The 20,049-nt window shown below is 64.4% G+C and carries 31 protein-coding genes and 1 tRNA gene; all 32 read left to right on the top strand.

Going from position 1 to position 20,049, the window contains the following annotated elements; all coding sequences use genetic code 11:
• Complete coding sequence (locus V7Q39_RS05985; protein WP_333815654.1) at positions 1–663, top strand: DUF3164 family protein; 663 nt, start codon at positions 1–3, stop codon at positions 661–663.
• The gene (locus tag V7Q39_RS05980) at positions 660–1,058 is read left to right on the top strand and encodes a hypothetical protein (RefSeq protein WP_333815653.1); all 399 of its coding nucleotides are present in this window, start codon (positions 660–662) and stop codon (positions 1,056–1,058) included. The genes V7Q39_RS05985 and V7Q39_RS05980 overlap by 4 nt, the downstream gene beginning before the upstream one ends.
• Positions 1,058–1,738 carry a DUF7168 domain-containing protein gene (locus V7Q39_RS05975; protein ID WP_333815652.1) on the top strand — a complete coding sequence of 227 codons (681 nt, stop codon included), beginning with the start codon at positions 1,058–1,060 and terminating at the stop codon, positions 1,736–1,738. Before V7Q39_RS05980 ends, V7Q39_RS05975 begins: the two co-directional genes overlap by 1 nt.
• Entirely contained in the window at positions 1,735–1,959 is a 225-nt protein-coding gene (locus V7Q39_RS05970) for a hypothetical protein (protein WP_333815651.1), read from the top strand. The genes V7Q39_RS05975 and V7Q39_RS05970 overlap by 4 nt, the downstream gene beginning before the upstream one ends.
• Positions 1,960–2,018: 59 nt before the next feature.
• Positions 2,019–2,315, top strand: coding sequence for a hypothetical protein (locus tag V7Q39_RS05965; protein WP_333815650.1), 297 nt, complete (start codon positions 2,019–2,021; stop codon positions 2,313–2,315).
• Complete coding sequence (locus V7Q39_RS05960) at positions 2,302–2,760, top strand: gp16 family protein (RefSeq protein WP_333815649.1); 459 nt, start codon at positions 2,302–2,304, stop codon at positions 2,758–2,760. Before V7Q39_RS05965 ends, V7Q39_RS05960 begins: the two co-directional genes overlap by 14 nt.
• Positions 2,753–3,376, top strand: a complete 624-nt coding sequence (locus V7Q39_RS05955) for an MT-A70 family methyltransferase (protein WP_333815648.1) — start codon at positions 2,753–2,755, stop codon at positions 3,374–3,376. Before V7Q39_RS05960 ends, V7Q39_RS05955 begins: the two co-directional genes overlap by 8 nt.
• On the top strand, positions 3,373–3,771 hold the full coding sequence (locus V7Q39_RS05950; protein ID WP_333815647.1) for a Mor transcription activator family protein: 399 nt from the start codon (positions 3,373–3,375) through the stop codon (positions 3,769–3,771). Before V7Q39_RS05955 ends, V7Q39_RS05950 begins: the two co-directional genes overlap by 4 nt.
• Before the next feature lie 91 nt (positions 3,772–3,862).
• Positions 3,863–4,486, top strand: coding sequence for an N-acetylmuramoyl-L-alanine amidase (locus tag V7Q39_RS05945; protein ID WP_333815646.1), 624 nt, complete (start codon positions 3,863–3,865; stop codon positions 4,484–4,486).
• A complete protein-coding gene (locus V7Q39_RS05940) occupies positions 4,483–4,872 on the top strand; it encodes a hypothetical protein (RefSeq protein WP_333815645.1) in 390 nt (129 codons plus the stop codon). The genes V7Q39_RS05945 and V7Q39_RS05940 overlap by 4 nt, the downstream gene beginning before the upstream one ends.
• Positions 4,869–5,219 carry a DUF2730 family protein gene (locus V7Q39_RS05935; protein WP_333815644.1) on the top strand — a complete coding sequence of 117 codons (351 nt, stop codon included), beginning with the start codon at positions 4,869–4,871 and terminating at the stop codon, positions 5,217–5,219. The genes V7Q39_RS05940 and V7Q39_RS05935 overlap by 4 nt, the downstream gene beginning before the upstream one ends.
• Positions 5,216–5,521 carry a VpaChn25_0724 family phage protein gene (locus tag V7Q39_RS05930; RefSeq protein WP_333815643.1) on the top strand — a complete coding sequence of 102 codons (306 nt, stop codon included), beginning with the start codon at positions 5,216–5,218 and terminating at the stop codon, positions 5,519–5,521. The genes V7Q39_RS05935 and V7Q39_RS05930 overlap by 4 nt, the downstream gene beginning before the upstream one ends.
• Positions 5,463–6,062: a phage protein Gp27 family protein gene (locus tag V7Q39_RS05925; RefSeq protein WP_333815642.1), complete on the top strand. Its 600-nt coding sequence runs from the start codon at positions 5,463–5,465 to the stop codon at positions 6,060–6,062. The genes V7Q39_RS05930 and V7Q39_RS05925 overlap by 59 nt, the downstream gene beginning before the upstream one ends.
• Positions 6,059–6,256: a hypothetical protein gene (locus tag V7Q39_RS05920; protein ID WP_333815641.1), complete on the top strand. Its 198-nt coding sequence runs from the start codon at positions 6,059–6,061 to the stop codon at positions 6,254–6,256. Before V7Q39_RS05925 ends, V7Q39_RS05920 begins: the two co-directional genes overlap by 4 nt.
• Before the next feature lie 9 nt (positions 6,257–6,265).
• Positions 6,266–7,105 carry a hypothetical protein gene (locus tag V7Q39_RS05915; protein ID WP_333815640.1) on the top strand — a complete coding sequence of 280 codons (840 nt, stop codon included), beginning with the start codon at positions 6,266–6,268 and terminating at the stop codon, positions 7,103–7,105.
• Positions 7,106–7,344: 239 nt separating this feature from the next.
• Positions 7,345–8,808 (top strand): phage terminase large subunit family protein, encoded by a 1,464-nt coding sequence (locus tag V7Q39_RS05910; RefSeq protein ID WP_333815639.1) that lies wholly within the window; start codon positions 7,345–7,347, stop codon positions 8,806–8,808.
• Positions 8,808–10,385, top strand: coding sequence for a DUF935 domain-containing protein (locus V7Q39_RS05905; RefSeq protein WP_333815638.1), 1,578 nt, complete (start codon positions 8,808–8,810; stop codon positions 10,383–10,385). Before V7Q39_RS05910 ends, V7Q39_RS05905 begins: the two co-directional genes overlap by 1 nt.
• 80 nt (positions 10,386–10,465) lie before the next feature.
• Complete coding sequence (locus V7Q39_RS05900; protein ID WP_333815637.1) at positions 10,466–11,692, top strand: phage head morphogenesis protein; 1,227 nt, start codon at positions 10,466–10,468, stop codon at positions 11,690–11,692.
• Positions 11,689–11,871, top strand: a complete 183-nt coding sequence (locus tag V7Q39_RS05895; protein ID WP_333815636.1) for a hypothetical protein — start codon at positions 11,689–11,691, stop codon at positions 11,869–11,871. The genes V7Q39_RS05900 and V7Q39_RS05895 overlap by 4 nt, the downstream gene beginning before the upstream one ends.
• 177 nt (positions 11,872–12,048) lie before the next feature.
• Entirely contained in the window at positions 12,049–13,059 is a 1,011-nt protein-coding gene (locus V7Q39_RS05890) for a phage protease (RefSeq protein ID WP_333815635.1), read from the top strand.
• 3 nt (positions 13,060–13,062) lie between these two features.
• A complete protein-coding gene (locus V7Q39_RS05885; RefSeq protein WP_333815634.1) occupies positions 13,063–13,464 on the top strand; it encodes a hypothetical protein in 402 nt (133 codons plus the stop codon).
• A gap of 13 nt (positions 13,465–13,477) precedes the next feature.
• Positions 13,478–14,374: a Mu-like prophage major head subunit gpT family protein gene (locus tag V7Q39_RS05880; RefSeq protein ID WP_333815633.1), complete on the top strand. Its 897-nt coding sequence runs from the start codon at positions 13,478–13,480 to the stop codon at positions 14,372–14,374.
• A gap of 75 nt (positions 14,375–14,449) precedes the next feature.
• Positions 14,450–14,833, top strand: a complete 384-nt coding sequence (locus V7Q39_RS05875; protein WP_333815632.1) for a hypothetical protein — start codon at positions 14,450–14,452, stop codon at positions 14,831–14,833.
• Positions 14,834–14,838: 5 nt separating this feature from the next.
• Positions 14,839–14,914, top strand: a tRNA-Met gene (locus tag V7Q39_RS05870).
• 83 nt (positions 14,915–14,997) lie between these two features.
• Complete coding sequence (locus tag V7Q39_RS05865; RefSeq protein WP_333815631.1) at positions 14,998–15,471, top strand: gp436 family protein; 474 nt, start codon at positions 14,998–15,000, stop codon at positions 15,469–15,471.
• Positions 15,471–15,977 (top strand): phage virion morphogenesis protein, encoded by a 507-nt coding sequence (locus V7Q39_RS05860; protein WP_333815630.1) that lies wholly within the window; start codon positions 15,471–15,473, stop codon positions 15,975–15,977. The genes V7Q39_RS05865 and V7Q39_RS05860 overlap by 1 nt, the downstream gene beginning before the upstream one ends.
• On the top strand, positions 15,974–16,408 hold the full coding sequence (locus V7Q39_RS05855; RefSeq protein ID WP_333815629.1) for a phage tail terminator protein: 435 nt from the start codon (positions 15,974–15,976) through the stop codon (positions 16,406–16,408). Before V7Q39_RS05860 ends, V7Q39_RS05855 begins: the two co-directional genes overlap by 4 nt.
• A complete protein-coding gene (locus tag V7Q39_RS05850; protein WP_333815628.1) occupies positions 16,405–16,563 on the top strand; it encodes a hypothetical protein in 159 nt (52 codons plus the stop codon). Before V7Q39_RS05855 ends, V7Q39_RS05850 begins: the two co-directional genes overlap by 4 nt.
• Positions 16,564–17,502: a phage tail tube protein gene (locus tag V7Q39_RS05845; RefSeq protein ID WP_333815627.1), complete on the top strand. Its 939-nt coding sequence runs from the start codon at positions 16,564–16,566 to the stop codon at positions 17,500–17,502.
• Positions 17,503–17,516: 14 nt separating this feature from the next.
• Positions 17,517–17,855 (top strand): hypothetical protein, encoded by a 339-nt coding sequence (locus V7Q39_RS05840; protein ID WP_333815626.1) that lies wholly within the window; start codon positions 17,517–17,519, stop codon positions 17,853–17,855.
• A gap of 80 nt (positions 17,856–17,935) precedes the next feature.
• A complete protein-coding gene (locus tag V7Q39_RS05835) occupies positions 17,936–18,214 on the top strand; it encodes a DUF1799 domain-containing protein (protein WP_333815625.1) in 279 nt (92 codons plus the stop codon).
• Positions 18,204–20,049: phage tail length tape measure family protein (locus tag V7Q39_RS05830; protein ID WP_333815624.1), on the top strand; the 1,846-nt coding region annotated here is incomplete at its 3' end. The genes V7Q39_RS05835 and V7Q39_RS05830, both read left to right, overlap by 11 nt.

The following is a 20,049-nucleotide window of genomic DNA, read 5'->3' as shown; positions in this document are numbered from 1 at the left end:
ATGACCGTTCAACAGACCAGATTCGAGCCGCACCCGGTGCCGGACGGCATCGTGGAAGCGAATGGCAATCGCTACATGGCCGACGGCAAAGGCGGCTTGCGTGCAGTCGAGAATGTCCCGGCCATGAAGAAGCTGCAGGACGAAATGGTCCGTAAAGTCTTCGGCTTTGCATATGCACTTGCGGCGCAGATTGCCCGGTTCAAGGGGCATGTCTACGAAGACCTCGGCTCGTTCGACGCGCTCATGGCGCAGGAATATGGGCTGAAGATCGGCGGCCCGAAGGGGAACCGCACCTATTCCACCTTCGACGGCCTGATGAAGATCGAAGTCCGCATCGCGGATCGCATCGCCTATGGCCCTGAAATGCAGATCGCCAAAGCGCTGTTCGATGAATGTCTCAACGAGCGCGCCGCCGGGGCCGACCCGCTGATCCGCTCCATCGTCACCAACGCCTTCGATACCGACCGTGAAGGCCAGATCAACCGGACCAATGTCTTTGTCCTGCTGAACACCAATGACGACGATGCGCGCTGGGTCCGGGGTCAGGAAGCGATCCGCGACGCGATGCATGTGATCGGGTCCAAGAGCTATCTGCGCTTTCAGTTCCGCGACGCCTTCGATGCCCCCTGGCAATCGCTGACCATCGATCTGGCGAGTGCGTGACCATGATCAGCTACACCTTCGCCCAGCGTTTCGTGCCGCTGATCTCCGCCGGGGTGATGCAGCAGACCTTCGAACCGCCCCGCCTGCGTCATGCCCGGCCCGGTGAGCCGATCCGGCTCATGGACAAGGTCAACCACCGTCAGATCGTCGAGGGTGCGATCTGCACGGCGGTCGAGCGGATGGACATCCTCTGGACCGGCAATCGCATCACCGGAATCCGCGAAAGCAACATGCCGCTCCTGCGCCTCGAGGGCTGCGCCAAGCGGCTCGGCTATGCCGACCTTGAGGACATGGCCACCGATTTCGCGCGGCTGCACGGCCCGCGCTATACCGAGGGCTACATGATCGAGTGGCGGATCGCCGCCACCGCCGCCCTTGAATTGGAAGTGGCGTGATGGATGATGCTCTTCGCAAGCGGATCGCGGCCCTGCACGCCCTCGGCACGGGACGTGGCGCCACCGAAGCCGAAGCCGAAGCTGCCTTGGCAAAGGCAGCGGACTTGATGCGCGACCACGGCTTGACGGCCGAAGACATCGAATTTGAAGAGCAGCAAGCCGCTCTTAAAACCCGTGGCAATGCCCCGCGCGATCAAATCTGGGGAGCGGTTGGGCGCTGCACAAATTGCGCGACCGTGATCCTAAACGACTGGAGCCCGGCGATCATGTTTCTCGGCCGCGCTCCGGGCCCGGAGATCGCGACCTATCTGGTTGCCGTCTTGAACCGCGCGATGGACCGAGAGATCGAAGCGTTCAAGGCGACGGCCGAATATCGCCGCCGGAGAACGGTCGCAACAAAACGGCAGGCTGTTGCCGACTTCACCGCCGGATTGGTGGCTCGGTTGCGCGTGCGTCTGTTCGACCTGTTTCACCTGTCGATGGATGATCATGCCTTGGCAAAGGCCCGCGCAGTTCTGAAGCAGCGCATCCCGGAAACGACGGCCATGAAGACCTCCGCCAGATCGGTTCGTTTCGGCAATGCGGCAAGTGCCGGGTTCAGGGCCGGGGATCGGGTCAACCTTGCCCATGGTGTGAACGGTGGTTCGGGCAAGCAGCGCCAGATTGGCGGTGCGATGTGAGCTTCTATCTCTCTGGAACGCCCGAAGAGTCGTTGCGGTTGAAGTCGTTCTCATCGACCTCGAGGGGCGGCAAGGCAACCATCCGCATCGAGCTTGAAACCTGCGATTTCGACGACATGGGCTATGCACTGCGCTGTCTGACCAAAGTACAGGAGGGTCAGAAGCGGAAACCGAATGCTGCCACTCGGCTGGCTCTGCCCAAGCCGGAGGATGATCGGTGAACGCGAAATGGCGGTGCCGGTTGTTCTGGGGAAACCCCTACACATCTCCTCCCGATGGAATGCCGCGCATCGTCATGTCGGTTCTTTCCGATCGCAGTCACCCCATCCCGGACGAGATCATCCAGGCAAGCCTGCCAGGCACCCCCTACGAACCCGGTTCTGGGTGGACAGTCGGTTGGGAGTGCGTCCATCAACGTCCGATCCGCCGCTGGAGCCAAGCGGCCCGCGCTCGGGTACGCCAACGCAACTTGCGCCGCCGGATCGAGAACAAATTTCCGCTCTTCGCCGAGGATTTCATTGCGGCCGAGATCGCTGCCCGTCCCAGCTACTACGAGGGTTCCAATGACCGTCCGTAACCTCCAGCGCCAGATCCACGTCGGGTGCAAACATCTCGGCATCGATGCCGATTCCCGGCACGATCTCCAGCTGCTGGTGACGGGCAAGGCCAGTATGGCCGACATGACCGACGCCGAGTTGCGCAAGGTCGTTGAAGCTCTCGAAGAACGGGGCTTCAAAGCAGGTTACAAGGGGGGCGCAAACGGCCGTCGCGCTCCGGCGCCGCGTGGGGATTTGCGTTATGTCCACGTCCTCTGGGGGCTGCTGGGCAAGGCGGGCAAGCTGGAAAAGCCCGGCCGCGAAGGGCTGAATGCTTTTGTCCGTTCCCAGTTCGAACGCAAATGGTCGTCCGTGCCGATCGACATCGATGCGCTGCGCGAAGCTGGCCAGATCAATGATGTGACCCGCGCCCTGAAGGCCATGTGCAAGCGCCACGGCATCGAGACGGAGCGGCAGAATGGCTGAACAGCTGTCGTGGGTTCCGTCCGGTCCGGTGCGGGGGGGTGACATGATCCTTCTGCGCGAATTCCACGAACTGCGGCCTGCAGGTGGATTCGACCTGGTCATGGCCGACCCGCCCTGGAGGTCGGAGATGTGGTCAAAGAAGGGCCTGAAGAAAAGTCCGGAAGCCCATTACCAGACCATGCCCCTCGACCAAATCTGCGCAATGCCGGTTGAAGCGCTGGCCGCGCCGGATTGTCTGCTCTGGCTCTGGGCGCGCGGCGCGCAGCTGCAGAACGCGATCACGGTGCTCGAAGCCTGGGGCTTTGCTCTGAAGACCCTCGGATGGTGGGCGAAGATGACGCCGAACGGCAAACAGGCATTCGGTCCGGGCTATATCTTCAGGAATGCGGGCGAACCCTATCTCATCGGCACGCGCGGCGCCCCGAAGACCAGCAAGTCCGTGCGCGACACAATCTTCGGCTTGCGGCGGGAGCACAGCCGCAAGCCGGAAGAGGCATACCGCTCTGCCGAACGGCTCATGCCCGAAGCTCGCCGCCTCGACCTGTTCAGTCGCCAGCAGCGCCCCGGCTGGAGCAGCTGGGGCGACGAGGCGGGCAAGTTCGCGGGGCCGGGATGACTGCTTGGATTGATGAACTCGAACGCGACCTCGGTCTGACCGCTCGCCTGCGGCTGATCGCCAACGCGGGCGGCCAGCGCCGCGACGTGCCTACCTCTTCGTTCGCCGCTACCTCGGCCCTCGCGGCCGAGGTTGGCACCGATATTGTAACCTGGCTGGCAGACAGATTTGGAGGCCACCAGATTGACATTCCCTCGGGCCGAGGCGCGGAAATCCAGCGCCGTGCCAGTCTTCTTCGGGCGGCCGTTCTGGAAGCCGGATTGACCAAACCCACCCGTTCGGCCAATGATCTGGCGCGGGAACACGGTGTGACGAGCGCCTATATTCACAAGCTTCGGGCCGAAATGCGCCGCGACGCCGGGATCGAGCCGCAGCAGCTCTCCCTTTTCGGCTAATCCCCCCAAACTGCATCCCACGGCCCCATTTCACCAGCATGTGGCATCCCGGTCCTGACCGGGCGCGCGCCCGAAGCATCGGGTGCCCTTTATGACCAAGGCTGCAATCTCGCTCATACAGACGGGCCTTCGGGATCTCGGCTATTCGCCGGGGCCTGTGGATGGCCTCTTCGGCACGAAAACCAAGCGTGCCGCTCAGTCTTGGCTCACAGCGGGCGGTGTCGCAGTGTCATCGGTGCTGACGGCGGAAACCGCCGCTATGCTCTATCAGGGTGCGGCACGCTATCCTGTCCATGAGGTCGTTGTGCATTGCAGTGCCACGCGGCCCGACTGGATGGCTGATGCGGGTCTTTCCGCCCAGTTTGCCGAAATCCGCCGTTGGCACATGCAGGACCGGGGTTGGCGCAATATCGGGTATCACTGGGTGATCGGCCGGGACGGCAAGGTATTGGCCGGTCGCCCCGAGACGGAGATCGGCGCCCATGTCGTTGACCACAATCGCGGCACGATCGGCATCTGCCTGATCGGCGGTCACGGCTCGACCGAGCGCGATCGCTTCGCCCAGCACTTCACCCCGGCGCAGGACATCACATTGCGGCAGTTGCTGCAGGGGATCGGGATGCGCGCTCAGATCCGGCGGATCAGCGGCCATAACGAATATGCCGCCAAGGCCTGCCCGGGTTTCACCGTCTCGAAATGGCTGGAGGCCGCATGATGAACCTGCTCTCCGAAATCTATGCTGCGGCCCTGCCGCTGTTGCTGTCGCTCCTCGCGGCCTGGCTCGCAAAGGTGCTGGCCAGTGCCGCCGATGAGGCGAAGCGCCGCTGGGGCATCGAAATCGAGGCGCGGCACCGCGAGGCTCTGCATTCCGCGCTGATGTCGGGCATCCGCGCCGCGCTGAGCCGGGGATTGACCGGGCCAGCGGCGATCGATTCCGCTGTGAAATACGCGACCCAGAGTGTGCCGGATGCACTGGCGCGGTTGAACCCGGATGCAAGGGTTCTGGCGCGGCTCGCAGCATCCAAGCTGCGTGAGGTGCATGAGAAGACGCCTTTTGCCGGTATCGACCTCGCCCGTGCCGAAGGGGACCGCCAGCAATGACCCCGCCCGCCTTTGACCTCGGCCCGGCCCTGGCGGTCACGCTCGCGGCGCTGAACATCCTCAACATCCTCTACACCTGGTGGCGGACCCGCGATCAGAACGTCGAGACCCGGTTCAAGGCCGGTTCGGAACGGATGGACCGTTTGGACGGTCGCCTTGCCAGTGTCGAGCAGACCCTGCGCGCGCAGCCGACCAAAGAGGACTTGCATCAGCTTGGCATGCTGATCGGCGAACTGCGCGGCGATGTCCGCGAACTGCGCGCGGCCCAGTCGGCCGCCACCGATGCCGGCAAGCGGCAGGACATCGTGCTGGCGCGGGTGGAACAGTATCTGCTGGAGCGGAAATGACCGATTTTCAGACCTTCAACAGCCGCCACCGCCGTCTGGCCATCCTGCGGTTTCTTGAGGCGAGCCCGGGTTACACCTCGAATGTCTCGATCCTGACCGACGTGCTGAACAGCGATCAGATCGGCATCAACACCTCGCGCGACCAGACCACGACTGAACTGTCCTGGCTGGCCGAGAACGGCTTCGTGATCCTTGGCGGGCAGCCGGAGTTCCGGGTGGCGACGGCAACGGCGCGCGGTGCCGATGTGGCGCGCGGCCGGGCGACGCACCCCGATATCCAGCGCCCCAGCCCGAGGGCGTGATATGCCACCGCCCCGCAAGATCGACCTTCTGCCAGCTGAACTGCGGGCCTGGCTTCAGGAGGAACTGCGCGCCCGCGGCTTCGGGCAATACGAGGAACTGGCCGAAGCCCTGAACTTCCGCCTTGAGGAAGCCGGGCTCAACCTGCGCATCCGCAAATCGGCCATTCATGCCTGGGGGACCGAGTACCAGGAGTTCGTCCGGCTGCAGGAGCAGGCGTCGGATTGGGCGAAAGAATGGCTCGGCGAGATGGGAATGGACGATCAGGCGCAGCGCCAGAACGTGCTGTTCCAGATGCTCACCACGCTGGCGTTCAAGGTCATGCAGGCAGAGGTGCAGAAAGAAGGTGCCGAGATCAGCCCACAGAACCTGCATTTTCTTGCCCGGATGATGAAGGACGTCATGTCGTCGTCGGGCATCGTGCAGGCGATGCAGGAAAAGGACCGCAAGGCCCAATCTGCCAAGCTCGACGCTGCAGTCGAGGCGGGCGAGATCACAGCAGATTTCCGCGAACAGGCCCGCCAGATCATGGGGTTTGCATGATGCAGCCCTCTGACGAAGCCAAAGGCACCCTGATCTTGCTGGCCCAGCTGCACTTCCAGAACGCCCGGTGGTGGCATCTCGCCGCCGCTTGGGTCTTCGGGCGGCACCAGATCGTCCGACACCTTGGCCGCGTTGCCCGGATCAGCTTCTGGCGCGGGCAACCCTACCTCCTCTCCTTTCGTGAAACCATCTGAGGACAGAACATGCTTCGAAATCGCGCCTTCCACCTTCTTTCCTGGCTTCCTCTCACCCTTTGCTTTGCCATCGCGCTGCTGGCCCCCGTCCTGGCCTTGGCTGAACCCCTGACCATCGCGGCTGGCAAGCCGGGCGGCGGCTATGACCGGCGGGCACTGCAAATCGAACAGCGCATTGAACAGCGCGGTGTCGAAGCCGCCGTGGTCAATTTCGCCGGGTCCGACGAAATCTCGCTCGCGGTCTGCGCCGGTCGTGCGCAGATGGGCATCCTTCAGATCGATGCCATCTATGCCCGCTCGCTCGAGGGTTGCCAGACGAAGGCCGTCGCGTCCTATGGCACCGAATTTGCGCTGCTGATCTTCCCGCCCCGCTCGGGCTTCGATGAACTCTCCGACCTCGGCCCCGGCTCGGCCGTCCTGGTCGATGGCATCGGTTCGGGGTCCGATCTCTTCTGGCGCACCATCGTCCGGATCGAGACAGGCGAGGATGGCGACGGGGATGAATGGGCCTCGGCCCGCGCCGTGAATGATCCGGTCGAACTGGCGAATGCATCGGCCGAGATGGGTGAAATCCATGCAGTGCTTCTAGTGCGCAAGTCGGATGCCGCCGATGTGCAGGCCCTTCTGGGTCAAGGCTGGACTTTGGGGGAGCTGTGGGATCGGGACATTGACGATCTCACCTTCAATGGCGGGCCGCTCTACCTGTCTGAAAAGCAGAAGATCATGTTGCCGGGCGGCAAGACCAGCTGGGCCTGGACCTATGGTGTCCGCAGCTTCGTTGCCGTGACGCAGAAGGTCGCGGCGGGCGACCGGCAACTATTCGCGGCGATCACCGCTGCGGCGCAGTAACCTGATCCAGTCAGCATGACCGCTTTCCACATAAATTGCTGTGTTCCCGGCTGTCACCGCACGACCCGTCGAAATAGCGGTGGTGAGTGGATTTGCGGTCGGCATTGGTCCCGGGTTCCCGATGCGACCCGACGCGTGTTTCATCGCGCTGGCCGCAAAGGCAAATGCGCCTCGGCCCTTGATCGCCTGTGGTCACGCTGCAAACGCGAAGCCGGAGATGCCTTCCAGGATTTCATGCAATGAGCGCTGCCGTTCCTGACAGCCCAATCATCAAGTTTTTGCCTTACCAGAAGGCATGGATCACGGATGCCAGCCGCTTCAAGATCGGCATGTTCACCCGGCGCGGCGGCAAGACCTTCGGCTCCTGCGGCGAGATCGTTGACGATTGCACCCGGGCAGAGATCGAGCAGCGGAAAATCCGCTGGACGATTCTCTCGCGGTCCGAGGCCACCGCCAAGGAAGCGCTGGAGGATGCCCTGAAGCCGATGACGCGGGCCTATTACGCGGTGTTGAAGGGCCTTTCAAACCGGGGGCAACCGCAGTTCGTCGAGGATGAATTCCGGGTTCCGGCCTATCAGCGCGAGGTGGAACAAGGCGGCGAGACCTTCAGGGTCGATGTGCCTGCGGCCAGTTACAAGACCCATGAGGTGCATTTCCCCGGCGGTTCGCGTGTGGTGGCCCTTTCGGCCAGCCCCGATTCCGCGCGGGGTTTTGGCGGCAACCTGCTGCTGGACGAATTCGCCTTCCACAAGGACAGCCGGGCGATCTGGGGCTCGGCCCTTCCGGTGGCGGCGCGCGGCAACCACAAAATCCGGGTGATCAGCACCCCGAACGGCAAGGGCAACAAATTCTACGAGCTGATGACCACCGCCGAAAACGGCTGGTCGAAGCATCATGTCGATATTTATGAGGCGGTGAAGCAGGGGCTCGATGTCAACATCGACGAGTTGCGGCGCGGCATGGCCGATCAGGACAAGTGGGCGCAGGAATTCGAACTCGCCTGGCTGGATGAGGCTTCGGCCTGGCTCGACTATGATCTGATTTCGGCCTGCGAGCATACCGAGGCGGGCGATCCGGGTGGCTATAAGGGCGGCATGTGCTTTGTCGGTGTCGATATCGCCGCGCGCAACGACCTCTTCGTCATCGTGGTTTCGGAACTGGTCGGCGAAGTGCTGATGGTGCGCGAGATCATCGCCAAAAAGCGCATCAGCTTTGCCGAACAGGATCGGCTGCTCGATGACGTCATGCGGCGTTACCGAGTGGTGCGGGTGGCGATGGACCAGACCGGCATGGGCGAAAAGCCGGTCGAGGATGCCAAGGCCCGTCACGGATCAGAACGGGTGCAAGGCGTCCTCTTCAGCACAGCCTCCAAGCTCGACATGGCCACGGGCCTGAAGGAGTCGATGCAGGACCGCAAGACCCGCATCCCGGCTGGTGATCCGCTGCTGCGCGCCGATCTGCATTCGATCAAGTCGCAGGTTGGGGTGACCGGCATCCGGCGTCTGGTCGCGGACGGCGACAGCGACGGCCACGCCGACCGTTTCTGGGCGCTGGCGCTGGCCGTTACAGCTGCTGACCTCGGGCCGGAGAGCTTCGGCTATCAGGGGGTGCCCGGCACCCGCAGCCGCTGGGCCGACCCCGATCAGGATGATGACGAGGACAAGGGCGGCTCCGGCCGCTGGGGCGATGGAGGGGCATGGTGATGCTGGTGGATCAATTCGGGCGGCCGCTGAAGCGGGTGCCTCAGTCGCAACTGCTTGAACGCGAGGCGGTGCCCGCGCTTGGCTCGATCCGTTCCATCCAGTCAGGTCATCCGGCAGAGGGTCTGACGCCGCCGCGGCTGGCCGCGATCCTGCGCGAGTCCGAGATCGGAGATGCCACCGCCTATCTCGAGTTCGCTGAACAGATGGAAGAGAAGGATCTGCATTACGCTGCGGTCCTGGGCGTCCGCAAGCGAGCGATCCGGTCTCTGGACGTGCAGGTTGCCCCCGGTGACACCAGTGCCGCGGCCAACGAACTGGCCGACATGACCCGGGCCGCGCTGACCTCTGCCGCCGTCCGCACCAGCCTGATCGATATGATGGATGCTCTCGGCAAGGCTTATTCCGTGACCGAAATCCTCTGGGAGCGCGATGGCAAAGGCCTCAAGATCAGCGGCATGGAACTGGTCGATCCGCGTTGGTTCGAGTTCGACCGGGAGAATGCGGCATATCTCTATCTGCGGGACAATGCCGGGCCCCAGCCTCTGAGCCTGAACAAATACATCATTCATATGGCCAAGGCGAAATCGGGTTTGGCGATCCGGGGCGGTCTCGCACGGCTCGCTGGATGGGCCTACCTGTTCAAGAATTACACGCTGAAGGACTGGGCCATCTTCCTCGAGGCCTATGGTCATCCGCTGCGCCTCGGCAAGTACGGTACCTCTTCTTCGCCGGAGGATCGTCGGACCCTTCTGCGGGCTGCGCGCCAGATTGGCGTCGACATGGCGGCGATCATTCCGAAAGACATGGATCTGGAGGTGATCACCTCTGGCACCACGGGCGCAGACAAGATGTATGAGGGCAACGCCCGCTATTGGGACGAACAGCTTTCCAAGGGTGTCCTCGGTCAGGTGGCCACCACCGACGCCATCGCCGGTGGCCATGCCGTCGGCAATATCCACGAAAAGGTCCGCGACGACATCCGCGATGCCGATGCAGAGCAGCTGGCCGCCACGCTTCAGCGCGATCTGGCCGGTGCGCTGAAGCGGCTGCATTTCCCGGACACCGTCGCCTTGCCCACGATCAGCTTCCCGCCGCCGGAATCCGTGGACCCGAAGCTGATGATGGACCTTATGGAGAAAGGCCCCAAGGCCGGGCTTAAGATCGCCGTGGCGCAGGTCCGCGAGGTATTCGCCCTGCGCGAGCCCGAGGATGGTGAAGAGGTGCTGGCACCGCCCGCGCCCGAACCGCCTCCGGTGGACGTGCCGCCGGGGCCGCTCCCGCCCGACCCCACACCGCCCAAGGCCACCCGGCAGGTCGCCTCCCGCCTCGATCCGGCCCGCGACAGCATCGACGGGCTGATCGACACGCTGATCCGGGAGGGCGGGATGCAGCGCGCGGTGGAGGCCGAGATCGGCGATCTGATTGAAGCCCTCGCGCGCGCGCGCGAATTAGATGAGGTGAACGACATCCTGGAGGCATTCCGGGCCGGGCCACCCGGGCCTCTGCAAGAGCTGCTGACCGGCGCCACCTTCGGCGCGCTGATGGCCGGACAGGTCGGCGCCAATATCCGGGAGTGACCATGGCGAGGACCGAACTGAAGCCGCTGCCGCATCGCGAGGCCATCGAATATTTCCGGTCGAAGGGCTTTGCGCATGAATTGCAGCGTTTCGACCATCTGGACCATTGGCGTGAAGATCACGCCCGCAACTGGGTCGTGGCAAAGGCGATGCGCGATGACGTGTCCCGCGCGATCCGGGCCGAGATCGATCGCACCCTCGCCGATGGGCGGACCCTCCAGCAGTTCCAGGCAGAGCTTGCTCCCCGCCTGAAGGAAATGGGTTGGTGGGGCAAGGAGATGATGGAAGACCCGGTGACGGGCGAGCTGAAGGAAGTCCAACTCGGCTCGATGCACCGGCTGCGGGTGATTTTTGATACCAACATGCGCACGGCCCATGCCGCTGGCCACTGGGCCGCGATCCAGCGCACCAAGCAGGCGTTTCCTTACCTGCACTACATCCAGATCGAGCGGGCGACCAAGCGCCATTCCCATACCCGGTTCCACGACAGGATCTGGCGGGTCGATGACCCCGTCTGGCTGCGCATCTATCCGCCCAACGGCTATTTCTGCGGCTGTCTCGTGATCCAGCGCACCGAGGGCTGGATGCGCCGCAACAGCCGGACCCCGGACGAGGCGCTGGATCTGGAGGAAGAGGAATGGACCCACGCCCGCTCCGGTGAGGTCCACATGATCCCGCGCGGCATTCACCCCGGCTTCGATACCAACCCGGGGGCGGTCTGGCTCGACATCGAACGCCGCGCCGTAGAAGTCATGCCTGATCTGCCAACCGAACGGCGTGCCGTGGAGCGAGGGCACCTGCAGAGCCTGCGCCTGCGTCGCCTAGGCATCGGGCGCGAGACACTGATCATCGCGGACGCGGAGGGCGAAGGCATCGCCATGTCCGATGCCACACCGGAACGGCCCGACTTCGTGTCAGTCGATGAGCTGGCTGTGATCGGTGGCTTGCCCGCGCGTGCCACGATTCTGCACAGCCATTTGACCGAAACCGGGCTGTCGCGCGAAGACATCGGCTTGCTTCAGCATCCGCAGATCCGCGCGATTACGGCCATCTCCCCAGGTGGGTCGATCTGGCGCGCAGTCGTCGGCCGCGAGCCCCTGCGCAATCAGATACGCGATTTCGCGGTCAACGCGCTGCGCCAGCCCGATCTGGCTCATCTGTCACCAGAGGACCGGATGCAGGTTTCGCAGCACGCGCTTGGCCTTTTCCTTGAGAAGCGGGGGGTGATCCACTACCATTACAGCGTGACGGATCGGTTGCGGCAGTTGTTTGCCCGCTACGCCGATCTGATTGAGAGGCTATCGTGACCATCGTCCTGCGTCCGACTCCCGACCTGCTCGACCTCGCAGCCTGGCGCCGCGAGCTTGAATGGCTGCGGGCGCAGCCTCGCGACTTGTTCCGTCGTGCCGAAGCGATGGCAGAGGCCGAAGACATGGTGCGGCTGCTGGAAGAGCGGTCGCATAAGACGCCCGCTGAGGCGCCCTGATTGTTTCCGATGCTGCAACCCTCACGAAAACCCGCCATGGCCGTTTTTGAACGCGCTCCGGCGGTTTTGAAGGGTATCTGCGGTTAAGGCATCGCCTGCACCCGCCAGCGCGCGGCCGGTCACCCCCCAAACAGTATCCCACGGCCCTTGAACGTCCAGGTCTGGCAGTAAGCTGTCATGACCAACACCATCCGAAATATCTGCGGCAACGCCCTCTTGCCTACCGCGCCTGCCGACCGGATCGAACTGATCCCGGTCGGCAAGTTTCGGACTGCTGACGGCCGCCCTGCCTTCGCCCTGGACAATCCGGCGGCGGTGATTGCCGACAGCTTTCGGCTTGCCGCCGGCAATGTGCTGCCGATCGACTTCGATCATCGCAGCTTTGCCGGTCAGGGCTCGGCCGACAGCCGCGCCGCCGGATGGATCACCGCCATGGAGGTCGAGGGCGACCGCATCATGGCGTCGGTTGAATGGACGGCCGACGGTCGGCAGGCGCTGGAAAGCCTCGCCTATCGCTTCGTCTCGCCGGTCTTCCGCAACCGGCCCGATGGTCAGGTCGTTCTCATCGAAGGTGCTGGCCTGATCAACAACCCAGCCTTGCCCCAACTCCGTCAACTTGCCTCGAAGGAAACCCTGATGAACCCGATCGAACAGATCGCGGGTGCCCTCGGCCTGCCGGCCGACAAGCCCGATGACATCGTGGCGCGCGTGACCGCGCTCGCCACGGCAGAAACCCAGCTGGCCTCGATCCGGGCGGCTGCGAAGGTGACGGGCGCCGATGCCGTGACGCAGATCTGCGCGCGGCTGGCCGGTTCGGCCGTCGATCCCTCGGCCTTCGTGCCGAAATCGTCGTTCGACGCGCTTCAGACCCAGCTCGCCTCGCTCCAGAAGGACGTGACCTCCGGCAAGGTCGAGGCCGCGCTGGAGAAGGCGCGGGATGACGGCAAGCTGACGCCGGATCTTGAAGGCTGGGCCACCCAGCTCGCCTCGAAGGACCTGTCCGAGTTCGAAGCCTGGGCAAAGGTCGCCCCGGTCCGTGTCGAAATCGGGCGGCGTCAGCTTGCTGGCAAGCAGCCGCCGAAAGCGTCGGGTGACGGGCTGTCGGCGCTGGAACGGCAGGTCGCCTCGAAAATGGGCCTGGCCGAGTCCGACTTCGTGAAAACCCGCGCCGCGATGCAGGAGGGCTGAACCATGACCGCACTGACCCAGAACGCTCCGCGTACCCGCGTTGGCGAAGGCAAACGGTTCCGCGACCCGGTCGCGGCCACCATGCGGATCTTTGCAGGCGCCATGGTGGCGCTGAATGGCTCGGGCTATGCCGTCAAGGCCGTGACCACAGCGACGCGGGTCCGTGGCGTGGCGCTGGCCGAGGCCAACAACAGCACCGGCGCCGCCGGTGACGTCTTCGTCGACATCGAGCGCGGGGTTTTCCTCTTCCGCAACGACGGCACCAACGCCGTCACCCGCGCCCATATCGGCACCTCGGTCTATGTCGTCGATGACACGACGGTTGGGTCGTCCGCGACCAGCACCATCGTGGCGGGCAAGTGCCTGGACGTGACGCCCGAAGGCGTCGTCGTCGAAATCCTCTGATCGGAGATCCGCAATGGACATCACCCAGGCCTCCCTGGCAGCCCTGAACATCGCCTTCAACACCGCCTTCAACGTCCGCCTTACGGGTGTTGAAACGACCTATGGCCGCATCGCCATGACGGTCAATTCGACCTCGCGGCATCAGGCCTATCCCAAACTTTCGGAACTTGGGCCGATGCGGGAGTGGATCGGCGAGCGCTATGTCGAGCGGCTGGAAACCGACGGTTTCGTCATCACCAACCGCAAGTTTGAAAAGACCGTCGCGGTTCCGGTCGATGATGTGGCCGACGATCAATATGGCATCTACACGCCCATCGTCTCCGACATGGGGCAGGTGGCTGCCGAACTGCCCGACGATCTGGTCTGGGAGCATCTGGAAAAGGGCTTCACCACCACCCATTACGACGGCCAGTTCTTTTTCGACACCGATCACCCGGTCGAGAACGAAGCGGGTGCCGAGGTGTCGGTGTCGAACTTCCAGGGTGGATCGGGCGCGGCCTGGTATCTGATCGACGACAGCCGCCCGATCAAGCCGATGATCTTCCAGGACCGCGAGAAGGCCCGGATCACGCCCAAGACCAACCTGACCGACGACAACGTCTTCAACCAGGATGAATATGTCTGGGGTGCCAAGCGGCGTTGCGCGGCTGGCTTCGGCGCCTGGCAACTGGTCTTTGCCTCGCGGCAGACGCTGAACGCGGCGAACTATGCGCTGGCCCGGGCGGCGATGATGTCGATGCGCGGTCACCGCGGTCGCAAGCTGAACCTGAAGCCGAAGCTGCTGGTCGTGCCGCCGTCGCTCGAGGGAGCCGCCCGCGACATCCTGCTGAACGAACGTGACGCGAACGGCGCCACCAACAAGTGGCGCAACACCGCTGATCTGCATGTCGAAACCCGCCTGACCCTCTGACCTGACCGCCCTGCGGTCGGTTTCCCGAGGGGGCGGCAGGCCCGCCCCCGACGATAAGCCGACAGGAGAATGACCATGGCCCGAAAGGCGACCACGACACTGGCCCATCAGAATCTGGCCCACCAGAATACCGAGGGGGAAAATGCCGCCGGAATACCGGCCGCCCCTCCGGAAGCGCCGACCGAAGGTCAAGCGGCGGCGCAGGGCGGGGAGGAGACGATCCTCCCCGCCGACAAGGATGCCCTGGGAAACGTCGATCCGGCCGATGGTGCCACCGGCGCTGGTGGCCCCGGTGAGGCGCGGATTGTCGTGACCTGTCTGGCCGAAGGTGGCCGCCGTCGGCTGGGCCGTCGCTGGCCGTCCGGCCCGACCGAGGTGCCCGCAGGCGAGTTGACGGACGACGACATTGCAATCCTGCGTGGTGATCCCCGCTTCAGCATCGCCGTGCCCGAAGCCTGAATTCCGGCGGGGTAGCTCAGTCGGCAGAGCGCCGGACTCATAATCCGGAGGCCGCAGGTTCAAGTCCTGCTCCCGCAACCAGATACCAGGGGAAGCTGCCGCAGCCCCGATCGTGCCAAGCCAGGGGCGAACCCGCGCCCTGGACCCGGCAGCCAGGGGGGAGGATGGCCCCCCACCAAACCGAACCAGAGGCCGATATGTCCTACGCCACCATCGCCGAGTTCACTGCCAGCATTCCCCGTCGAGACCTGGTTGCGCTGACCGATCTCGACGACGGGCTTGGCGCGGTCGATGATGTGCGCATTCAATCAGCCCTGGATGACGCCTCGGCAGAGATCGACAGCTACATCGCCAAGGCTGTGACCGACCTTGCCCGCATCCAGGCCGATCCTCCGCGCATTCTGAAGACCATCTGCCGCGACCTCGCCCTGCACCGGCTTTATGTGAACATCGGCCACAGCATGGAGGCGCGCAAAAGCCTGCGCGATGATGCCATCGCCTTCCTGAAATCGGTGTCGCGTGGCGATGCCGCCCTGGGTGATGGCGGGGCGCTGGCGCCGGAGATCACCACGCCCGGTGTGGCCATGACGGATGGCGCCGACCGGCAGTTGACCCGCGACTCGCTGCGGGGGTTCTGATGAGCGGCGTGATCTTCACCGTCGGACTGGAAGACGCGGCGCTTCAGGCTGGCCTCGGCGCGCTGGTCACGGGCCTGACCGACATGACCACTTTCATGGATGCGGTTGGACGGGTGCTGGTGAACGGTGCGGTTCAGCGTATCGGTTCGACCAATGTCAGCCCGGACGGCACCCCGTGGGTCCCCAGCAAGCGCGCGACCGAGGATGGTGGCCGCACATTGGTCCTGTCAGGTATTTTGCGGACCAGCATCAATGCCTGGGCCGCCCCGGATCACGTCCTGGTCGGCACGAATGTGCCTTACGCAGCCGTCCACCAGATGGGCGCTGCCGTCGGATCGCTGGGCATCTGGATCGGCGAGGACAAGCGTGGACGGCAGATGACTGTCCTCTCGCCCTGGGGCGACATTCCGGCGCGTCCCTATCTCGGCATCTCGCGCGATGAAGAGACCGACATCCACAATCTTGCTGCGATCCACTTCCCCAGCCTGCTGGAAAGACTCCAATGATCCCGGCAATCATCACCCGGGTCTCCGAGGCGGTTCCGGCACTGCAGGGCCGGGTCTATGGTGCGGCCGCTCTGGCGGCGCTGATGAAAGCGGACAGCGTGCCGACCCTGACACCCTGCGTCCACGTTCTTCCGATCGGAATCGCGGGCGCACCCAGAGCTGCCACGGCGGCCTCGGCCTATCGTCAGATGATCGAGCGGCAATTCGCCTTGATCCTGTCACTGCGCACTCATGATCCAAACGGCGCGCAAGTTCTCGACGAGGCCGGCGGCCTGATCGATCAGCTTGCCGCCGCGATCTGCGGATGGACCCCAGCCAATACTTCCGGGGTCTTCGCCTTGCAGCGAGTCGTTCTCGCCAGTTTTGCGCGCGGCGTGGCGATCTACGAACTGGATTTCAGCCTGCCTGACCAACTGAGGATTTCGCCATGACCACCCACCCGCTGCCCCAGGCGGGCGGCAGCTACATCCGCCAGCCGGATGGGCAGCTGCAGTCCGCCGCTGCCCCGGCACCCGATGCGGCCTCCGACGAGCCCGTGAAACCCACTGTCAAAGGGGCGGTCAAAGCCCCTGCAAAGGAGGCGTAAATGCCGAGTTTCTGGCGCTTGCAGGCCCTGCTGGCCAAGATCGAAACGGTCTACGGGACCGACCCGACGCCCACCGGCGCCGCCAATGCCATTCTGGCGGAGGACGTGCGCGTCATGCCGATGGAGGGGCAGGACGTCACCCGCGGGTTCGAGCGGCCCTATATGGGCGCCCGTCCCACCATCGCGGCGGGGTTGCATGCCAAGATCAGCTTCAAGGTCGAGGTCAAAGGCTCCGGCACAGCGGGCACCGTCCCGGCCATCGGGGTGCTGCTGCGGTCCTGCGCCATGGCCGAAACCATCGTCGCAGCGACGTCGGTCACCTACAACCCGGTCTCGTCGGCCCATGAAAGCTGCACGATCTACTTCGTGAATGACGGCACGAACTATCTGTTCAAAGGCGCCCGCGGCACCTTCAAATACGTCATGTCCGCCCAGGGCGTGGTCTATCTGGAGTTCGAGTTCACCGGGCTCTTCACCCAGCCCGCTGCGCTGGCCATGCCGACGGCGACCTACGGCACCCAGCTGACCCAGATGCCCCAGGTGGCGAGCAGCGCCAATACGCCGACCTTTACCATCGGCGCCGTGGCCGCTGTCCTGCGGTCCTTCTCCCTGGATGCCGGCAACAAGGTGACGCCGCGCATGCTGGTCCGGTCGGAAAGCATCCTGATCACCGATCGCAGCGAGATGATCGACATGCAGATCGAGGCGGTGCCGCTGGCGACCTACAACCCGTTCAGCCTTGCCGCTGCCGGTACCGCGCAGGCCATCAGCCTGATCCACGGCACCGGGGCGGGCAAGATCTGCACGTTGTCGGTTCCTGCCGCACAGGTGCAGCGCCCCACCGGGCTGGCCGAACAGGACGGCATCACCGAATGGCCGCTGAAGTTCGTGCCCGTGCCCACCTCGGGCAACGACCAGTTCACCATCGCCTTTACCTGACCGGAGTCCGCACCATGAAGATCGTCAAAAACCGCCAGTTCAAAGCCAAGGTCACCGTCGATTTCCCGGCTGATGACGGTGCCGTCGAAACCCAGAGCTTCACGGCGACGTTTCGGGCTCTGTCGGTGCCTGAGATCGCCGAACACAAGTTGTTGGACACGGCCGGGCAGGATGCCTTTTTGAAAGCTGTGCTGATCGGCTGGGATGGGCTGACCGATGACCGCGACGGTGAAGAGGTGCCGCTGATCTTCAGCCCCGAGGCGATGACCATGGTGCTGAGCGATCTCTTTGTCCGCCGCGCGGTGATCGACACCTATCAGGCCCAACTCATGGGCGCCAAGCGGGGAAACTGACCGCCGCCGGGCGGGTCTGGGCGCGCGGCGACCGTGGCGGAAGCCGCGACCTTTCCCGCGCCAAGGAGGACGCCGCCCGGATGAGGCTCGTGCTGCAACTGGAAGAGGCGGCGGAAGACGAGGGTCTCTGGGCCGACCATCTGCCCGCATGGACCGCCTGGTGCGCGGTGTCGGGCCAGTGGCGGACGCAGGCGCTCTCCAGCCTCGAGGCGACCCGGCTCTTGTGGCTCGGCCTCGACTACACCGCCGCCCGCGCCGGGCTTGATCTGGCGGGCATCGAGATGACCCCCGGCCTGTGGGCCGAGGTTCGCGACATCGAATCCGGGGCAATAGAGGAGCTTAACGCCCGTGGCCGGTAACCTGCGCGTCAGCATGCTGTTTGAGGCCGATACCGGTCGGGCGCGCTCTGCCATTGCCGGGCTGCGCGGCGAGACGGATCAGCTTGGCGCTGCCGTGGCCAAGGCCGGTCAGGTTGCGAGGACCGGCGGCGCAGGCATCACCGCCGCCGGAGAGGCCAGTGAGGCGACGACACGCGACTTTCTGCGCGCGGTCACAGCCACGCAGTCCCTTGACGCGGTGGTCGGCAAGCTGGGCGCCTCCATGTCGCGGATCGGCCCTTCGACGTTTCTGGGCACGCTTGCCGCTCTTGGCGATGCCTCGCTCGGGATCGACGAAATCGCGGCGGATTTCCGGCAAGCGACCGACGAGGCCCGGCTCTATCAGTCCGTCCTCGATCAGGTGCGGGCCAAATATGATCCGCTCTTTGCTGCCTCTCAGCGCTATGAGATGGAGCTGCGCGACATCGCCGAAGCCGAGCGTATGGGGGCACTCTCCGCGATTGGTGCATCCCAGGCCCGGGAGCGGGCGGCGCAAGCCATGGCGCCGGGGCTGCGGCAGCTCGGGCAATCGGCTCAAGCTGCAAATTCCCATCTGGCCAACCTCGGTTTCCAGGCGAACGACATCTTCATGATGATGGCTGCTGGCCAGAACCCGATGATGCTGGCGATCCAGCAGGGCACTCAGGTCAGCCAGGTCTTCGGGATGATGCGCAAGGAAGGGCAGGCCCTTGGCCCCGCGATCCGGTCTGCGCTGATGGGCATGGTCAGCCCGATGTCCCTGGTCACCATGGGGGCGATTGCACTTGGCGCATTCGCGGTGCAGTCGCTGATGTCGATGGGTTCCGAGGCGAAGTCGGCTGAAGACGCGGTCACCGACATGACCGGCTCTGTTCGGGAGTTCGGGAGCCAGTCGAAGCGCACCGCAGCAGATATCGTTTCCGACTTCGGCGCGATCAACCCGGTGCTGGTCGAGATGCAGCGCAATCTGACCGCGTTGGCGCAGACCCGGTCTTTGCTGGATTTGCGGCAGACCTTTCAATCGCTGAGGGGTGAACTTTCCGGTGATTATTTCAACACCGGCTCGCAAGAAATCGCCGATCTGCTGGGCGTTGATGCCTATCGCCGCGATAGACCCTCCAAGGTTGCTTCAGCCCCGGTTGCCGCATTCCAGCGCGAACTGAAAGCACTTCAGACAGCAGAGGGCCCGTCCTCCCAGCTTGAAGTGGTCCGTCGGCTGGAGCAGCAGTTGGTCGCCGCGGCTGGCGGAATCGACCAGATGAACGCCGCCCAGTTGACCTATTACGATTCCCTGATTGCGACCGAAAGCGCGATTGAGCGGATCGTCGCGGCGCAGGCACAAGCGCAGCGTCAGGCCATTGACCTCGCCCGCGCCACAGGCACCGAAAACACCCGGATGGGTGGCCCGACCGTTGTCGATGTCGCCAAGCCGAGCGACCCGGGCAAGGGGTTTCAGGACGCCCGCGATCTGCTGGCGGCGGGACGCGAGGAAGTAGAGCTGGCGCGCCTGAAGCTTGCTTATGGCGAGCAGTCTGCCGAAGTCCGTGCCGAAGAGGCGCGTCAGGCGAATGCAGCGGTCGAGGCGAAGATCCGCGAACTGGGCATCGGGCGAGACAGCTTGCAGGCCCAGCAGATGCGTGGGCAGGAGGCGATACGCCAGGCACTGGCCGAGGCTGCGCGCATCGCTGCCGCGCGGACCGCCGCCGACCAGATGCTGGCGCAGCATCAGCAGGAGGCCCGCATCGTCGAGCTGACGGCCAGATGGGGGGCTGACAGCCTGGAAGTGGCCTATGCCCGTGCGGCGGCCGAGCGGCAGGTCTACGAAGCGCAACTCGCTG

The organism is Tabrizicola sp. (assembly GCF_036781545.1).
Classification (GTDB): domain Bacteria; phylum Pseudomonadota; class Alphaproteobacteria; order Rhodobacterales; family Rhodobacteraceae; genus Tabrizicola.
This window is presented reverse-complemented; position numbering and strand designations above follow the sequence as displayed.

What these genes read in the sequence shown, in the direction of transcription:
- V7Q39_RS05840 (WP_333815626.1), top strand. Translation starts at nt 17,517, where the DNA reads ATGAAGATCGTCAAAAACCGCCAGTTCAAAGCCAAGGTCACCGTCGAT.
- V7Q39_RS05955 (WP_333815648.1), top strand. Translation starts at nt 2,753, where the DNA reads ATGGCTGAACAGCTGTCGTGGGTTCCGTCCGGTCCGGTGCGGGGGGGT.
- V7Q39_RS05860 (WP_333815630.1), top strand. Translation starts at nt 15,471, where the DNA reads ATGAGCGGCGTGATCTTCACCGTCGGACTGGAAGACGCGGCGCTTCAG.
- V7Q39_RS05865 (WP_333815631.1), top strand. Translation starts at nt 14,998, where the DNA reads ATGGCCCCCCACCAAACCGAACCAGAGGCCGATATGTCCTACGCCACC.
- V7Q39_RS05985 (WP_333815654.1), top strand. Translation starts at nt 1, where the DNA reads ATGACCGTTCAACAGACCAGATTCGAGCCGCACCCGGTGCCGGACGGC.
- V7Q39_RS05935 (WP_333815644.1), top strand. Translation starts at nt 4,869, where the DNA reads ATGACCCCGCCCGCCTTTGACCTCGGCCCGGCCCTGGCGGTCACGCTC.
- V7Q39_RS05925 (WP_333815642.1), top strand. Translation starts at nt 5,463, where the DNA reads ATGTGGCGCGCGGCCGGGCGACGCACCCCGATATCCAGCGCCCCAGCC.
- V7Q39_RS05940 (WP_333815645.1), top strand. Translation starts at nt 4,483, where the DNA reads ATGATGAACCTGCTCTCCGAAATCTATGCTGCGGCCCTGCCGCTGTTG.
- V7Q39_RS05975 (WP_333815652.1), top strand. Translation starts at nt 1,058, where the DNA reads ATGGATGATGCTCTTCGCAAGCGGATCGCGGCCCTGCACGCCCTCGGC.
- V7Q39_RS05915 (WP_333815640.1), top strand. Translation starts at nt 6,266, where the DNA reads ATGCTTCGAAATCGCGCCTTCCACCTTCTTTCCTGGCTTCCTCTCACC.
- V7Q39_RS05875 (WP_333815632.1), top strand. Translation starts at nt 14,450, where the DNA reads ATGGCCCGAAAGGCGACCACGACACTGGCCCATCAGAATCTGGCCCAC.
- V7Q39_RS05965 (WP_333815650.1), top strand. Translation starts at nt 2,019, where the DNA reads ATGCCGCGCATCGTCATGTCGGTTCTTTCCGATCGCAGTCACCCCATC.
- V7Q39_RS05905 (WP_333815638.1), top strand. Translation starts at nt 8,808, where the DNA reads ATGCTGGTGGATCAATTCGGGCGGCCGCTGAAGCGGGTGCCTCAGTCG.
- V7Q39_RS05890 (WP_333815635.1), top strand. Translation starts at nt 12,049, where the DNA reads ATGACCAACACCATCCGAAATATCTGCGGCAACGCCCTCTTGCCTACC.
- V7Q39_RS05945 (WP_333815646.1), top strand. Translation starts at nt 3,863, where the DNA reads ATGACCAAGGCTGCAATCTCGCTCATACAGACGGGCCTTCGGGATCTC.
- V7Q39_RS05855 (WP_333815629.1), top strand. Translation starts at nt 15,974, where the DNA reads ATGATCCCGGCAATCATCACCCGGGTCTCCGAGGCGGTTCCGGCACTG.
- V7Q39_RS05885 (WP_333815634.1), top strand. Translation starts at nt 13,063, where the DNA reads ATGACCGCACTGACCCAGAACGCTCCGCGTACCCGCGTTGGCGAAGGC.
- V7Q39_RS05835 (WP_333815625.1), top strand. Translation starts at nt 17,936, where the DNA reads ATGAGGCTCGTGCTGCAACTGGAAGAGGCGGCGGAAGACGAGGGTCTC.
- V7Q39_RS05845 (WP_333815627.1), top strand. Translation starts at nt 16,564, where the DNA reads ATGCCGAGTTTCTGGCGCTTGCAGGCCCTGCTGGCCAAGATCGAAACG.
- V7Q39_RS05950 (WP_333815647.1), top strand. Translation starts at nt 3,373, where the DNA reads ATGACTGCTTGGATTGATGAACTCGAACGCGACCTCGGTCTGACCGCT.
- V7Q39_RS05910 (WP_333815639.1), top strand. Translation starts at nt 7,345, where the DNA reads ATGAGCGCTGCCGTTCCTGACAGCCCAATCATCAAGTTTTTGCCTTAC.
- V7Q39_RS05960 (WP_333815649.1), top strand. Translation starts at nt 2,302, where the DNA reads ATGACCGTCCGTAACCTCCAGCGCCAGATCCACGTCGGGTGCAAACAT.
- V7Q39_RS05850 (WP_333815628.1), top strand. Translation starts at nt 16,405, where the DNA reads ATGACCACCCACCCGCTGCCCCAGGCGGGCGGCAGCTACATCCGCCAG.
- V7Q39_RS05930 (WP_333815643.1), top strand. Translation starts at nt 5,216, where the DNA reads ATGACCGATTTTCAGACCTTCAACAGCCGCCACCGCCGTCTGGCCATC.
- V7Q39_RS05920 (WP_333815641.1), top strand. Translation starts at nt 6,059, where the DNA reads ATGATGCAGCCCTCTGACGAAGCCAAAGGCACCCTGATCTTGCTGGCC.
- V7Q39_RS05880 (WP_333815633.1), top strand. Translation starts at nt 13,478, where the DNA reads ATGGACATCACCCAGGCCTCCCTGGCAGCCCTGAACATCGCCTTCAAC.